Consider the following 14,719-nt stretch of genomic DNA (forward strand, 5'->3'; position numbering starts at 1 on the left):
GCACCAGTCGGACAGCCCGTTCCCGAACCTCCGGTGAATATCTCATTTGTTTTTTCATTACTCTATCCTCTCAAGAAATAGAGTCTCCGACAATCCCGGGGCGATTCAGACAAGCTTCGTTCCCTGGGAGATACAACTCCATTTGTTATCTATGCCGGCTCAAACTTGCCGGAACACAAGAGACAGGCAAAAAAGCACGGTGCAATTGGATCAACCAACCGTGCAGACGAACTCTTCCCGCTGGTTATGGAAATTATAGCGCGTGGCTCATAACGGGGAATCTGTCCCAAGTGCTGGGAAAGTTCGATATTGACATATCAAATCATCCCCACTAGAGTAAGCGCTGCTTACGCGCTAAAAAATGCGGAGCAAGCATCACTATATACTAAAACATAAAATTTAAGAGGGAAATATATACTATGAAAATAACCAAAATCATATTTTTAAGCGCTGTTCTTGGACTGCTATTAACAAGCGTCACACATGCAGCAGAGCAGAATTTTAAAGTGGTTATCAATGCCTATGACACCACCATTCCTGAACTTAAAGTTGAAGGGGTAACGATTAACAACATTCGTGCCTTTAATGTTCTCAATGAACCAGAAACATTAACTGTCAAAAAGGGAACGACTGTCAAAATCACAGTAGAAAATAAATCACCCATCAGTGAAGGATTTGCCATTGATGAATACGAAATTAAAGACATACTTAAAGCAGGCGAAACAAAAGTCATTTCTTTCGTGGCCGATAAAGCTGGCGCCTTCACTATTTGGTGTCAACTCCATCCTAAGAATATCCATCTGCCAGGTTCTTTGAATGTCATTGAATAGAGTGCTTTAAGGCATTCGTGAAGTATTTACAATGCAATGGCATCTGCTTGGTTAAATTGAATTCAACTGAATGCTTCTCCTATCTTTAGTTGCAGATCACATTTGCTCCTGGGGTTTGCAATCAAGGATAGGATTCGGAATGAAATTATATCTAACCAAAAATCAGAGAAAAAACTAAAAAGGCAATTTGACAAGCTTCATTGATCACACGTCAAATTGCCTATATTCCTAAAAATTTATCGTAGCAAATCTGTCGTTTGTTTTTTTCTTGCCCTAAAAACCATGCAGGCGCAATCCATTCTGCTGATCGGACTGCCCACGTTATACTTTATTTCAACAACGGATGATCTTTAGGTAATTGCTTGGCGTACCACATGGCCAGCTTATGCCGCATGGATTTTTCAGCGACTTGATCTTCCGGCAACGGTTGCATAACTTTATCGTGCACCAATAAGCGATAGATATAGAGTAATTTTTCACTCGCCGAATCGGTTGCTTCAAACTGCACCACGCCTCTTCCTTCGGCATATTTCACTCCGGCCAGCATAGCTTCTTTAAATAAAGCCGCTTCATTTTTCAATTTTTTCATAACGATCCTCGCTCAATGTGATCATTATTCTATGTTTCAACCTTATAAATCCTCGGCATGGACTACTAAACATAACTATTGCAGCTACACTTGAATCTATCCCTATACTACAGCTCACATACAAAACAGAAAGGCAATTTAGCTTAACAAGTAAACTAAATTGCCTCATCACAAAACTTGTCGGCTCAAAGCCGGTTATGCATTATTTATTTGCCTGACTTAGCAGCACGTAATACGGGATAAAATTGGGTAAAGACCATATCGTGTGCAGCATGGTCCTTGTGGCAGGCAGCACATGCTTCATCCGCTTGGATAATACCTTGTTTGGCTTCATACGATTCAAAACCAAAAAATGCCCAGTTACCGGGTCTTTCGGGATAGCGCTTGGAATCTTTCACCATAGCAGCAATGCCATTGTACTCACCTGGGAAATAGCCATTCCCGCTAGGTGCCTCTTTGCTCCCTATGCTAGCTAATTCTTTAACGATAACGGTTCCATCCCGGAACTCACCCGTTTTCTTCCAGTGGTACCAGCTGGTAGGGTCAACATAGACATTATGAAATTCTGGGAAGGCTGCTTTATCATCATTTAATTCATTGGGCGTCACAGATGCGCCAATAAATACCCATTCACGATAGTCTTTAGGAGTTAACAATACATGCTCTTTAGTAAAGCTGCCATAATTAAGCCCTTTGTGTGCATGATGGGCATCAGAAGCAATCACTGGACTAGCCAGCGCAATGGACAACAATACAGGAGCAATACTGCTTAATAACGTTTTTTTTAACTGTAACATAATAAGCCCTTAAATTGGTTAAAGAAACATACAGAAAACAGCAATAAATTGTACTGCCTTCCTTTTTTATGGTAGTCAGACAAAGTATCTTCGTCAAGGGATTATCCTCTCACTGCAAAGAGGATAATCCTTCAATACCGTTGACTAACGATCATTGTTTATTTTATTTCTAATTGAAGCGCAGCAAATTTCTAGCTCGACTGCAATTTTTTGATCATAACTTTAGGCAAGCCTCTGAAAGAATATCATAACCAAATGTTTTTTTACTTAATTTAAAAAATAGCGTCACTGAGTGCTATCTTTCGCCGCACTATAACATGATGAAAAACTATTTTTCTCTGATTCACCTGCTATTCTTCGTTGCTTTGCTTGGCATCATAATAATATTGATCCAGATAGAGCTACTGTCCTTTGCTTTTGTGAAACTGGGGCTGCCGCCCGAATTTGGATTGATGATACTGTTTCTATCGTTACTCGGCAGCGCCGTGAATCTTCCGGTAACAAGAATTAAAAGCACTGCAACAGAGCAAGCATTCACACAATCTGTGTACAAAGGATTGCTTAGAATACCCGTACAGTCGTTTAATAACGAAACGCAGCTCTTCATCAATCTTGGCGGTTGTCTGATACCGGTAACACTATCAATTTACTTATTTTCCAGTAGCGCATTGAGTTTATCGCCCACATTGCTGGGGATCGCTATCATAAGTAGTATCAGCTACATTTTTAGCCGCCCGATTTCGGGGCTTGGCATTGGCATGCCCATTCTTATCGCCCCAATCAGTGCAGCGTTAGTTGGATTATCAATCAGTCCGGATCAAAGCGCCTCGCTGGCGTATATCAGTGGCACATTGGGAGTACTGATTGGGGCAGATTTACTACACATGAAGGATATTTCCCGGCTCGGCACACCGTATGCCTCGATCGGCGGCGCGGGTACATTTGATGGCATATTCATCACCGGCATTGTGGCGGCTCTGCTGGCTTGAGGCTTCATTCTCGGCAACTCCTTATTGCGTTTCTGTTACTCTGAGGCAAATCCCGCTATACTCATTAACATGTCGAATTCATGCCAGCACAATTCTTCTAATTTGCCGCAGGAACATTTGTTGCACCGGCTGCATGCATTGCAGCAGGAATATCTGCATATCTCACCGCAGGCCATGCAACAAGTCGCGGTTGAATTTAATTTGCCGCTCAGCCAAGTAGCTGGAATCGTAGCGTTTTATTCTTTTTTTTCCGCGCAACCATGCGGCCGTTTCCACATATTATTCAGTAATTGCACCAGCTGCGGTTATCTGCTAGCTGGACAAAACCTGATGCAACTGCTGGCACAGCAATTGCAGGTCACTCCCGGCAAAACGCGCGCGGATGGATTGATCAGCATTGGCGAGACTTCCTGTATCGGATTATGCGATCAAGGTGCATCGTTGCTGGTCAATGGCATACCGCTTACTCACTTGAACCCGGACAAAATTGCACAGATCGCGCAGCAGATTACAGCCAATATATCGATGGATGAATGGCCAGGGGAATGGTTTGAGATACATGACACAATCCATCGACGCAACCTTTTGTTGACCACACAGCTTGCGCCCGGCAATGCTCTACAACAGGCAATAACGCACGGAGCTGCAGAAACATTGACGACTATCCAGCAATCCGGCTTAAATGGTCGCGGCGGCGCTGGATTCAATACCGGCAAAAAATGGCAACTATGCCGCGAAAAGCTTGGTGATGCGCATTATGTCATCTGCAACGCAGACGAAGGTGAGCCCGGCACGTTCAAAGACCGTGTATTACTGCACCATCACGCCGAAGCATTGTTTGAAGGCATGACACTGTGCGCTTTTGTTATCGGAGCAAACAAGGGCTTGGTTTATCTGCGCGGTGAATATCGTTATCTGCTCTCGCACCTGCAAACCGTGCTTTCGCAACGACGTAATCAAGGATTATTAGGAAGACACATTCTAAATCATGCGGATTTCCACTTTGACATCGACCTTGTCGTTGGTGCGGGTGCCTATATTTGCGGCGAGGAATCAGCGCTGATCGAATCGCTAGAAGTCAAACCCGGCATTCCACGTATCCGACCGCCATTTCCGGTCACACATGGTTATCTAGGACAACCCACTGTGGTCAATAACGTTGAAACCTTAATTGCCGCAGCACATATCGTCGCACACGGTAGCAGTTGGTTTAATTCTGTCGGCACCCAGAAATCGATCGGCACAAAAATTCTCAGCGTCAGCGGTGATTGCAGGTTACCGGGAATCTATGAATACCCGTTTGGCGTGCGGATTCAACAAATCTTGGATGATTGCGGCGCGCAGAGAGTACAAGCAGTACAAATAGGTGGACCTGCCGGAAAACTAATCGGCGCACCGGATTTTAACCACACCATCAGTTTCGAGGATATTTCCACCGGTGGATCGTTTTTAATCTTCGGTCACCAGCGTGACTTGCTAGCGGTTCATCGCAATTTTGCCCATTTTTTTGCGCATGAGAGCTGCGGTTTTTGCACCCCTTGCCGCGTCGGCACACAGCTGCTGAAAAATAATCTGGATAAAATTGCCGAGGGTCGTGGCACAACAAACGATATCGAAACACTGAAACAGCTCGCTTTTTTGATTCAGCATCACTCGCATTGTGGCTTGGGACATACCGCTGCTAATCATGTTCTGGACGGCTTGCAGCATTTTCCGCAAGTTTTTGCAACCCATCTGAATCAGCATTTCGTTGCACAATTCGATCTTGATCAGGCACTGGAAAGCGCTCGGCAGATCACGCGCCGCGACGACGCCGCAGCCCACCTGGATTAAATCGAAATGTCAGCAATCCAAAACACAATTCGCATAGACAACCAGGCAATTCCGTTCACCCCAGGGCAAACCATCATGGATGCCGCATTAGCTGCCAAGGTTTATATTCCGCATTTATGCCACTACCCCGGCTTGCCGCCAAGCGGCAATTGCCGCTTGTGCATAGTGGAAATCGAAAATCGCAGCGTCGCTGCATGCACGACACCGGCAGCAGCGGATCAGACAATCTGCAGTAACACACCGGAATTGAACGAAGCACGTAAAGCACTCACGCAAATGCTATTTGTAGAAGGCGATCACATCTGCCCGTCGTGCGAAAAAACCGGCAATTGCAAGCTGCAAGCTATGGCTTATTATCTCGGCATGCTGGACGATCACTTTCCGCAGTTTTATCAACGCCGCGAAATCGACGCATCGCATCCCGATATCCTGCTTGATCGCAGACGCTGCATCCTGTGCGATTTATGCGTGCGCGCCAGCCGTGAAGTAGATGGGAAAAATGTGTTTGCCATCGCCGGGCGCGGGACAAAAGCGCATTTAATCGTCAACTCCCCGAGCGGTAAACTGGCCGACAGTTCAATAGCGACAACCGATCTGGCGACGACCATCTGCCCGGTCGGTGCAATTTTGATCAAAGAACAAGGATATCAAGTGCCAATCGGACAACGTATCTATGATCATCACACGATTCGGGAAACCAGTTTACAGGAACACATCGCAGGCTGCGATAAACTTAAACGCAAAGAGCATCAAGATACAGAGCGTTAATCTTTTCGGATTAATTCCCTGTTTTATTAGGTTGGGTAGTTTAATTTAGGTAAAATTTTACTGGGTCTACCGAAGTTATATCCTTGTGCAAGATCAATACCTAATTTTTTGATCATCTTAAAAGTATCTTCATCTTCAACGTATTCCGCCACGGTTATTTTTCCTAATCCGTGTGCAACATCCACCATGGCTTTAACAAAAACCTGGTTGTCTCGATTATTGTGCAAATCGCTAATGAATAAGCCGTCTATTTTCAAAATTTCCACGCCTAAATATTTGAGATAACCAAAGGTGGAGAAACCACTGCCAAAATCATCCAGGCAGACTTTACAGCCAGATTGATGAATGGATTCAATAAAACGCTGAGCATCCTGAATATCGGAAACGGCAGCGGTTTCGGTCAACTCAATAATCAAGCGACTAGGTTCGACGCCTCGTTCCATCAATAATTTTCGGATATAAAGTGGCAATGAAGGTTCATCGAATGTTCGCCCAGAAATATTGATCGCCAGTGGCGGCATATTGAGGTCATTGGCCAATTTCTCGATACTCTCTTTTACAACCCAGCGATCAATATCCAAAATTTGGCCGCTTTTCTCGGCGATCGGAATAAATTGACCCGGCATAATTAAGTGATCAGGATGCTCCAGATCACGCATTCTAATCAGCACTTCGGCATGGCTGAGAGATCTATCACTGGTTAGGTAAACACCTTGAAAATGCAATTCAAACAGATCCTGTTCCAATGCCTGGGCAATCCGGTTGCGCCACGACATTCGTTGTAACATAGCCTTCGAATCATCCCGTGCCGAATCATAAATTGCCCAAGTATTTTTGCCCTGGGTTTTGGCCTGATACATAGCCGTATCTGCATGCGCAACCAAGTCTTCGGTTGTTTCGCCATGCTCTGGAAAGATCGCCACACCCAAGCTGCTGGTCAGACGAAGATTTGTGCCGTGAAAACGCAACGGGATTGATGCAATGGCAGTGACAATCCGAGAGGGTAAGGCATTAATATCTTCGTCTGGCTGAATAATACTTAGAATGGCGAACTCGTCGCCACCCAACCGGGCAAAAATTTCGATTTGCCGAATTACACTGGATATTTCACCTGCGGCTCTAACTAATACCGTATCGCCTGCGCTATGCCCAAATGTATCATTTATATATTTAAAGTCATCCAGGTCAAAATACAATAAAGCAAACTTACCTCGGTTGCGCAGGCAGTTTGCGATCATAAATTCAAGTTGCTCCTGGAAGCGGTGTCGGTTGTATAGACCAGTTAAAGGATCACGCTCGGCCAGATACAACAGTTGTTGTGCGGTTTGGCGTTCCTGAGTAATGTCCTCATAAATCCATAATCGCCCCAATACCCGCCCTTCACCATCAGTAACCGGATAGGACAGCTGGGTAAGCATGCGACCGTCGCTTAGTTCCAGCTCGAAACGTTCGCTGATTTCATGAGTATGCATAACGTTAAGAACAAATTTAGAAGCATGTGTTGGTTGTGCAAAACGCTCGGTGGATCGTTCCAGCACAATTTTCGTCGGCAATCCTGTCAGATCGTCATTCTCGTTGATCAACCACATCCGCAAAAAAGCGGGATTCACGTATTCAACACGACGTTCGTTGTCTTCAAACAGAATACCAATATTCATGGCTGCAAGCAGTGCACTCATGCGGCTTTGTTCTCGCTCTGCCAGAGTACGCAATTCACGCTGATGTTTTTCAGATACCTGTAACTCTCCCAATGAATGGCTCAAAGCCTCCTCGCTTTGTTGTAAAGCAATTTCCCTGGTTTTGCGTTCTTCAATATCGGTGTGCGTACCCAGCATGCGTAATGGACGATTTTGGCTGTCATATTCCACCAACTTGCCGATCGACAGTATCCATTTCCAAGAGTTTTGTAGAGTAAGCTGACGAAATTCCACCGCATAATGTTCGCGCAAGCCATTGATGTATTCCTGATATATTCGACTCACCCGCTCACGATCTTCTGGATGCAAGCGATCTAGCCATTTACTATTGGTTTCTACAAATTCGTCAGGGGCATAGCCAAGCATTAACGCATATTCCGGGCTTACTAAAGCTTCACCTGTTTGTACATTAAGATCCCACAGGCCTTGATTAGCTGCACTTAGCGCCAGTCGCAGCCGAGATTCGCTCTCACGCAGCTCAAGACCGGCACTCCTGCGCGCAACCTGAATGCCGGCGATCGAACATGCAATCAACATATTGGTAGCAACAAAAATACACAAAACCAAATGATCTAGCGAAAAAACACCATTTATAAAGGGACCTAGCCCTTGAGCAGTACCCCAGGTTGCTATTATCGAAATAACAGCCGCTGCTGACACAGTGCCTAATGCACTAATACGCAAACTGGCCCAAATCAATGGAGGAATAACCAAAAAAGCCAGTGATAGTTGAAGATCACCGATTGCCAGAGTATTTCCGAATATGATCCACGCAATTAGGCCACATAATGTGATGATCAAAACGGATTCAACGTTTGAAGCCTCATGGCGAAAAGCCTTATTCTTATAATAAATTGACCATGCTAACAATAGCGGAGTAAAAATCAGTATGCCTACGATATCGCCAAACCACCAACCCAACCATGCTTGTTGTATCTGATCTGCTATCAAGTTATCGCTAGTAAATAAAGCCAGCACACCAAAGCTGGGGGGGAATAACATACAACTCGGTACAATTAAGACAAATGCCAATATATCGCGGCTGCGTAGAAAGTCATTTTTAAAATCAGCCACTTGTTTAAGCAATATTGCGCCTAAAACAGGTCCCAGAGTATTACCAAACGCAATCAGGCTAGCCGTGGATAAGGTAAGATCACCCGTGGTTAAATTGGCTAGAAATGCACCCAAAAATATACCTGGCCAGCACCACAACCCCCAGATCATAAGTGCTGCAAGCGCTATTCCCGTTGGAGGCCAGAACAAGGTGATGTTCGATCCCATGTAGGGAAATAGCAAGCCTAACTTTCCGGTTGCAAAATAGGTTAGAGTCAACAAAACAATCCCTAAAACTCGAAATACCATTGATGCAATTTTATTTTTTTTCATCTGCTTCAATACCCATTCATGATTATGTTATTTAACAACATCAAATACCTGCACTATAGCAAGCTGCTTATGGGGTACACACTTTCTCCTGCCACTGCGGACTATACAGTTTATCAAGCTTCCGCTGAATAGTTGTTTTGTACTGGCAGGTACAGATTAAATCATTAAACCGCTATCAGATCCTCGTTATGGCCGAAGGATTACTCTCATTGATATACAAGTCGGTCTCTACCAGAGACTATCCATCCCCTCTAAATCCACTCATGGAAAGCTCCTCATGGTTTTTTGATTGCTATGCTATTATTTGAGATCTAAGCATGCTGGGCAAATCGACATTAACACGGTCCAGAAAACAAATTTGCAGGGACATATTGCGCAGCATCATAAACCATGACGATTGAGCTCACCACTAAACGAAAAATCAAAATCGCCACGACGTCGCTGGCTGGTTGCTTTGGTTGTCACATGTCTTTTTTGGATATGGATGAATCCTTGACCGGCTTGCTTGAGCAGGTTGAGTTTGATCGCTCACCATTCACTGACATCAAGCACTGTGGGCGATGCGACATCGGTCTGATCGAAGGAGGGGTGTGCACTGCGGAAAATGTACACGTGTTGCGCGAATTCCGCGCTAATTGCACCACATTGGTGGCCGTCGGTGCTTGCGCGATCAATGGCGGCGTACCCGCGATGCGCAATTATTTTGACTTGCAGGAATGCCTGCAGGAAGTCTATCTGAATGGAACCGGAGTCACCAACCCGCAAATTCCCGACGATATTGAATTGCCGCTGCTGCTGGATAAGGTCTATCCCATCAGCGAAGTGGTGCACATCGATTATTTTCTGCCCGGTTGCCCACCATCCGCCGATGCCTTCTTGCAACTGCTGGAACCGCTATTAGCCGGGCAAAAACCGATTATTCAAAAATCGCAATTGCATTACGATTAAATGTTATGAAACCAGTTAAACCTTCATCACCCCCACCCGCCACCCGGCGCATCGCCATCGACCCCGTCACTCGCGTCGAAGGGCACGGAAAAATTACATTGCTGCTGGACGAATACAATCACATCATCGAGGCACGACTGCATATTGTCGAATTTCGCGGCTTTGAGAAATTCATTCAAGGCCGCCCGTATTGGGAAGTGCCGTTCTTGGTGCAACGGCTCTGCGGCATTTGCCCGGTCAGCCATCAATTAGCAGCAGCCAAAGCGGTGGATCAAATCGTGGGGATGCAGCAACTCACGCCCACGGCTACCAAGTTGCGCCGTTTGTTGCATTTCGGCCAGATCTTACAATCGCATGCACTACATTTTTTTCACCTCTCCTCCCCCGATTTTCTATTCGGCTTCGGTAGCAACCCAACGCAACGAAATATTGCCGGTGTATTGGAACACTATCCGGAAATCGCACTGAAAGGTGTCAAACTACGTAAATTCGGCCAGCAAGTCATTGAGGCCATCACTGGCAAACGCATTCACGGCACGGGCACCGTGCCCGGCGGCATGAATAAACCGCTGACAATCACTGCGCGTGATGCGTTGCTCGCCGATATCGACAATATTCTGCAATGGAGTCAGGAAGCGCTGGCGCTGAACGAACACATTCACACCGCGCACCCGGAGCACCGCGATTTCGCCACGCTGCACAGCCATTTCCTCAGCATGACCGGAACCAACGGTGAACTGGAATTCTATCACGGCGGATTGCGTGCGCGAGCCGCTGATAACAGCGTGATTTTCGATCAGTTCAACTACTGCGATTATCAACACATCCTGCGTGAAGAAGTTCGCTCGTGGAGCTACATGAAGTTTCCCTATTTAACCGCATTGGGCACTGAGCAAGGCTGGTATCGCGTCGGCCCGCTAGCACGCGTCAATAACTGCGATAGCATTTCCACCCCGCTGGCCGAAGCCGCACGCCAACGTTTCAAAGCATTCGGTCAAGGCGGGTTGGTGCACGACACACTTGCGTTTCACTGGGCACGGATGATCGAGGCTCTGCACTGCGCCGAATCAATTCACGCTTTGCTGCACGATCCAGACATCACCGGCACGGAATTAATGGTTGACAAAGGCGAATACCAGCCACAAGGCGTTGGCGTCATCGAAGCACCGCGTGGCACGCTGTTCCATCACTATCAGGTCAACGCAGAGGGCCTGATTACCCAAGCCAATCTAATCGTATCAACCACCAGCAATAACCAAGCCATGAATGAATCGGTGCGCATCGTTGCCAATCAATACCTGGATGGCCAGGAAATCACCGAAGCATTATTGAATCACCTCGAAGTTGCGGTGCGCGCATACGATCCTTGCCTTTCCTGCGCCACGCATGCATTAGGTAAAATGCCGTTGCAAGTGACGTTACAGGATATGAACGGCAGGGTAGTCGATCAATTAACCAAAGGAATGACGGGCGAAATTACCCGATAACCGCTGATACCTTACTTTCGCATCCACCACAATATCAACGTCAGCACAATCGAGATCAACAATCCTGTCATCAACGGAAAATGAAAGCTGAAATTCTCGCGCTCGATATGAATATCGCCAGGCAAGCGGCCTAATGGTAAGTGCGACAACCAAGGCCACAGCAAACCCAAAACAAGCAGTAAAATTCCTAAGATAATAAGTAATTGTTGCATGGCGTATATTGTATTCAAACATCGACCCAACTGATCGATTCAATTTTGCTCTGGAAAGATCAACTGATCGGTTGCAAAACCCAATGCATTGGCTTGCTGCACAAACCGATGGATCAATTCTTCGCTAACTGCGGGCGTTCTTGCTAACAACCATAGATACGATTTGTCATAGCTGGTCACGAAAGCATATTGATAGTCTTCCTGGTCGAGTTCAAATACGATATACGCGCCATAAAAAGGACCGAAGAAAGAAACTTTCAAATAACCTACCTGCTGATTTCTCATGAAGTAAGCTTTACCCTCCGCTTCTTTCCACTTATTTTTCACCTTCGAGAAACCTTTGTTGATGACCCTGACGCCCCCGTCGTCTCGCAGAGAATATACTGCGGTTACCTGATCGAGTCCACGTTCAAACGAATGATCGAGCCGGGCGATTTCATACCACTTGCCTAAATATTTATCGAGTTCAAATCCGTCAACCGGTGCGATATCCGATGGTATCGATAGGCACCCGATTAGTAGAAAGCTGAGAAAAAAACTTGAAAGTAAACGCATTTTTAGGCACTCATGATGTCGTTAATACCGGGCAATCAGTATATCCTTGCTCATCCCAAGTATAAAATATCGCCGGATCGGGTTGATTGAGCACTGTGCCCGTTTTGATCCGCGCCGGCAAATCGTGGTTTACCAAGAAACTGGTACCGAAAGCTACTGCATCCACTTTCCTGCGGCGATATCCCTACCCGCTTCCTCGCAGGCATAATCCATATTACTAATCAATACGCCTCTATTATGTTGGCGAATGAGCATCATGATATCGCTAATTTATTGCTGGTAAAAATCACCGCGTATCACATGCAGGTGCGCAAGATTATATCCGTAGAGCCGAATCGCCCTCACGATGACGAGTGAGTGGCGCCATGAAGATACAGTTAAGGTACGACCAGCGTCTCGAGTTTTGGTGGTAAAAACAACACAGTCATCCGGTTTTATTTTCCGAAATTGAATCATTCATGATTCGGTACTGATAGAAAGCGCTCAGTACGCAAGATCTAACTTCAGCAGCAATTCATCGTTTTTAAGTAAGGAAATTCGCCTCCTCCGTTGAAGATGTCATTGCCATCATTATTATTTCCTTTCTATTGGATAAATGACTACTGCAGCGTGATTTAAAAAATTGATGCGCACTAATAAACAAAAAACCTACTCTTTTAGAATAGGCACCTTTTTCACCGCTTTTTCTTGATCACACCTTAAAGTATCAAGATATAAGATGAAAATATATAAGCACTTTACTAAATTTTTTGTCTCTTCGATTCAATTTCTCTCCCTTTGGAATAGGAGATTTTTCTCAGACATAATAAAAGACTTGGTAACAAATAACCGTTGAAATTTGTTTATTTCTATCAGCCAAGAGGATTTGTTAAGTACTTATTATTATACAAATAAAAAATTAATTGTGACATAGAGAAACTGAGTTTTCAGGTGCTTAAAAACAATGTGAATTAAATGTGAAATAAATGTGAACTTATTGTGAAGTTTCTCATCGAATAGCTAACAAAACATTTTTAACCATTTTCGATAATTTTTAATTAAGGAGATTTTTATGACCACCAATCAAATTTTTGCAATTGCAGCATTAATCATTAGTGGAGTTTTTTTTGGGGTTTTATTCATGTTTGGATTGCCACAATCCATTTTAGAATGGGTAATCACGGATGGCCTGCTTGCTGTCATTCTTTACATAAGTTACCTAGCAATAGGCGTGTTCAAAGGAAGATCGACACCAAGAATGCATTAATTTAGAAAATAGAAAGAAAAAGACATATTTATTGAGGATGGATCAACTAACGTGAAATCCTGTTAACGCAATTTTAATAAATTTTACTTATAAGGAGATTTTATGAAAACGAGTCAGATTTTTGTTATTTCAGCAATAGTCATTACAGCGACTTTTTTTGGTATTTTATCGATATTTGATTTACCAGAATCGGTAACCGATTGGTTTATTTCTGATGTAATTCTCGGCGCAATACTGTACATCAATTATCTGGTGATTGCCATGCTAAGTAATGTATCCAAAACCAGAATGTACTATACGAGAAAAAAATTTACTGCATAAAACTCTCCAATTTAATGGGATTAAGGTAGTTGATTCAACCACCTTAATCCCATTCTTTTATTCAGAATTAAGAAATAAGCTGAGTTGGAACATCATAATTGCTTAAATCGTTCTGGTGGATGATCAAGCCAATGAATCAATCCTTGTGCATTCAACCGGATATCCGTACTCAGGAGCTCGTTTATTTCAGTTTGCGGTAATTGACAACCGTGTTCTGATAATCTTTGCAAAAGCAACTCACTTAATGCTTCAGAAATAATTGATTGTCTCTCAGCTCCATTATCTTTTGCGCGCTGCGCAATCTCAACATGCGCATCAATCAGATCATGCAGGGATTGCGCATGAAATGCCAAATTGCCGATCTGGCTGTAGTGTGTCAAATATGCATAGCGTGGTTGATAACGCATGATGCGGTCAATTGAAGCGTGTGCCGCAACAGGATCAAATTGAACTGGCGAGGTAGTCGGAAAGACAAACTCTCTCCCTTTAACATCGAACTCCCGATAAGAAACTCCAAATGTATCGCCCGTAAAAAAAGACTGACTACGTTCATCATAGATACAATTATGGTGACGTGCATGACCCGGCGTATCGAGGAATAATAGCGAACGTCCATTGAGGTCAATGCGGCTTTCATCAGGTGCTTCTAAAATCCGTGCGACATCAATCGGAATAATTTCACCATATACACGCTTAAACTCGGCTTCTCCATAAACACTCATTGCACCGGCAACGAGTCGTGCCGGATTTGCCATATGGCTTGCGCCACGAGGATGAACAATCAGCTTGGCATGCGGGAAAAGCCGCATACATTCGCTTGCGCCACCAGCATGATCAAGATGAATATGCGTCAAAATTACGTAGGCCAAGTCTTCAGTGGCGATATTCTGATGCTTGAGCGCTGCGACCACACCCGAAATGGAAAAGGACGTACCAGTATCCACCAGCGCGGCCACTCCCTTTTCTACAATCAGGTGTATCGCTGCCCGTCTAGGACGGTGAAATTGGGCATCAATAGCACTAATGCCATATTCATAGTCGGTAATAAATGGTAGTGACAT

General features: G+C 44.7%; 15 protein-coding genes. 8 read left to right on the top strand and 7 right to left on the bottom strand.

Annotation, left to right across the window (positions count from 1 at the left end; translation table 11 throughout):
- The first annotated feature begins 419 nt into the window (after positions 1-419).
- Positions 420-830 carry a nitrosocyanin gene (locus K2Q13_RS06695; protein ID WP_292920221.1) on the top strand — a complete coding sequence of 137 codons (411 nt, stop codon included), beginning with the start codon at positions 420-422 and terminating at the stop codon, positions 828-830.
- 328 nt (positions 831-1,158) lie between these two features.
- On the opposite strand, the gene K2Q13_RS06700 is transcribed toward K2Q13_RS06695, so the two are convergent.
- Both K2Q13_RS06700 and K2Q13_RS06705 read right to left on the bottom strand, forming a co-directional pair.
- Positions 1,159-1,419 carry a DUF5062 family protein gene (locus K2Q13_RS06700; protein WP_106706462.1) on the bottom strand — a complete coding sequence of 87 codons (261 nt, stop codon included), beginning with the start codon at positions 1,417-1,419 and terminating at the stop codon, positions 1,159-1,161.
- 206 nt (positions 1,420-1,625) lie between these two features.
- The gene (locus tag K2Q13_RS06705; protein ID WP_292920223.1) at positions 1,626-2,216 is read right to left on the bottom strand and encodes a cytochrome P460 family protein; all 591 of its coding nucleotides are present in this window, start codon (positions 2,214-2,216) and stop codon (positions 1,626-1,628) included.
- A 317-nt stretch (positions 2,217-2,533) separates the two neighbouring features.
- Between K2Q13_RS06705 and K2Q13_RS06710 the strand changes: the two genes are divergently transcribed.
- The 3 genes from K2Q13_RS06710 to K2Q13_RS06720 all read left to right on the top strand — a co-directional run bounded on the left by K2Q13_RS06710 (position 2,534) and on the right by K2Q13_RS06720 (position 5,806).
- Positions 2,534-3,205 carry a DUF1614 domain-containing protein gene (locus K2Q13_RS06710; protein WP_292920224.1) on the top strand — a complete coding sequence of 224 codons (672 nt, stop codon included), beginning with the start codon at positions 2,534-2,536 and terminating at the stop codon, positions 3,203-3,205.
- 69 nt (positions 3,206-3,274) lie between these two features.
- Complete coding sequence (locus tag K2Q13_RS06715) at positions 3,275-5,038, top strand: NAD(P)H-dependent oxidoreductase subunit E (protein ID WP_292920226.1); 1,764 nt, start codon at positions 3,275-3,277, stop codon at positions 5,036-5,038.
- Positions 5,039-5,044: 6 nt separating this feature from the next.
- The gene (locus K2Q13_RS06720) at positions 5,045-5,806 is read left to right on the top strand and encodes a 2Fe-2S iron-sulfur cluster-binding protein (RefSeq protein WP_292920228.1); all 762 of its coding nucleotides are present in this window, start codon (positions 5,045-5,047) and stop codon (positions 5,804-5,806) included.
- 26 nt (positions 5,807-5,832) lie between these two features.
- Here K2Q13_RS06720 and K2Q13_RS06725 read toward each other — a convergent pair whose 3' ends face one another.
- Complete coding sequence (locus K2Q13_RS06725) at positions 5,833-8,889, bottom strand: EAL domain-containing protein (protein ID WP_292920230.1); 3,057 nt, start codon at positions 8,887-8,889, stop codon at positions 5,833-5,835.
- A gap of 390 nt (positions 8,890-9,279) precedes the next feature.
- On the opposite strand from K2Q13_RS06725, the gene K2Q13_RS06730 reads away from it, so the two are divergent.
- The gene (locus K2Q13_RS06730) at positions 9,280-9,837 is read left to right on the top strand and encodes an NADP oxidoreductase (RefSeq protein ID WP_292920232.1); all 558 of its coding nucleotides are present in this window, start codon (positions 9,280-9,282) and stop codon (positions 9,835-9,837) included.
- A 5-nt stretch (positions 9,838-9,842) separates the two neighbouring features.
- A complete protein-coding gene (locus K2Q13_RS06735) occupies positions 9,843-11,324 on the top strand; it encodes a Ni/Fe hydrogenase subunit alpha (RefSeq protein WP_292920234.1) in 1,482 nt (493 codons plus the stop codon).
- An 11-nt stretch (positions 11,325-11,335) separates the two neighbouring features.
- On the opposite strand, the gene K2Q13_RS06740 is transcribed toward K2Q13_RS06735, so the two are convergent.
- The 3 genes from K2Q13_RS06740 to K2Q13_RS06750 are packed head-to-tail and all read right to left on the bottom strand — an operon-like array spanning position 11,336 to position 12,257.
- Entirely contained in the window at positions 11,336-11,536 is a 201-nt protein-coding gene (locus K2Q13_RS06740; RefSeq protein ID WP_292920236.1) for a DUF2905 domain-containing protein, read from the bottom strand.
- 39 nt (positions 11,537-11,575) lie between these two features.
- Positions 11,576-12,091 (bottom strand): lipocalin family protein, encoded by a 516-nt coding sequence (locus K2Q13_RS06745; RefSeq protein WP_292920238.1) that lies wholly within the window; start codon positions 12,089-12,091, stop codon positions 11,576-11,578.
- A gap of 10 nt (positions 12,092-12,101) precedes the next feature.
- Positions 12,102-12,257, bottom strand: coding sequence for a hypothetical protein (locus tag K2Q13_RS06750; protein WP_292920240.1), 156 nt, complete (start codon positions 12,255-12,257; stop codon positions 12,102-12,104).
- Positions 12,258-13,142: 885 nt separating this feature from the next.
- Between K2Q13_RS06750 and K2Q13_RS06755 the strand changes: the two genes are divergently transcribed.
- Positions 13,143-13,337: a C4-dicarboxylate ABC transporter gene (locus K2Q13_RS06755; RefSeq protein ID WP_292920242.1), complete on the top strand. Its 195-nt coding sequence runs from the start codon at positions 13,143-13,145 to the stop codon at positions 13,335-13,337.
- Positions 13,338-13,439: 102 nt separating this feature from the next.
- Positions 13,440-13,658, top strand: coding sequence for a C4-dicarboxylate ABC transporter (locus K2Q13_RS06760; RefSeq protein WP_292920244.1), 219 nt, complete (start codon positions 13,440-13,442; stop codon positions 13,656-13,658).
- Between the two features lie 92 nt (positions 13,659-13,750).
- On the opposite strand, the gene K2Q13_RS06765 is transcribed toward K2Q13_RS06760, so the two are convergent.
- Complete coding sequence (locus K2Q13_RS06765; protein ID WP_292920245.1) at positions 13,751-14,719, bottom strand: MBL fold metallo-hydrolase; 969 nt, start codon at positions 14,717-14,719, stop codon at positions 13,751-13,753.

The organism is Nitrosomonas sp., from assembly GCF_019752095.1.
Taxonomy (GTDB): Bacteria; Pseudomonadota; Gammaproteobacteria; order Burkholderiales; family Nitrosomonadaceae; genus Nitrosomonas.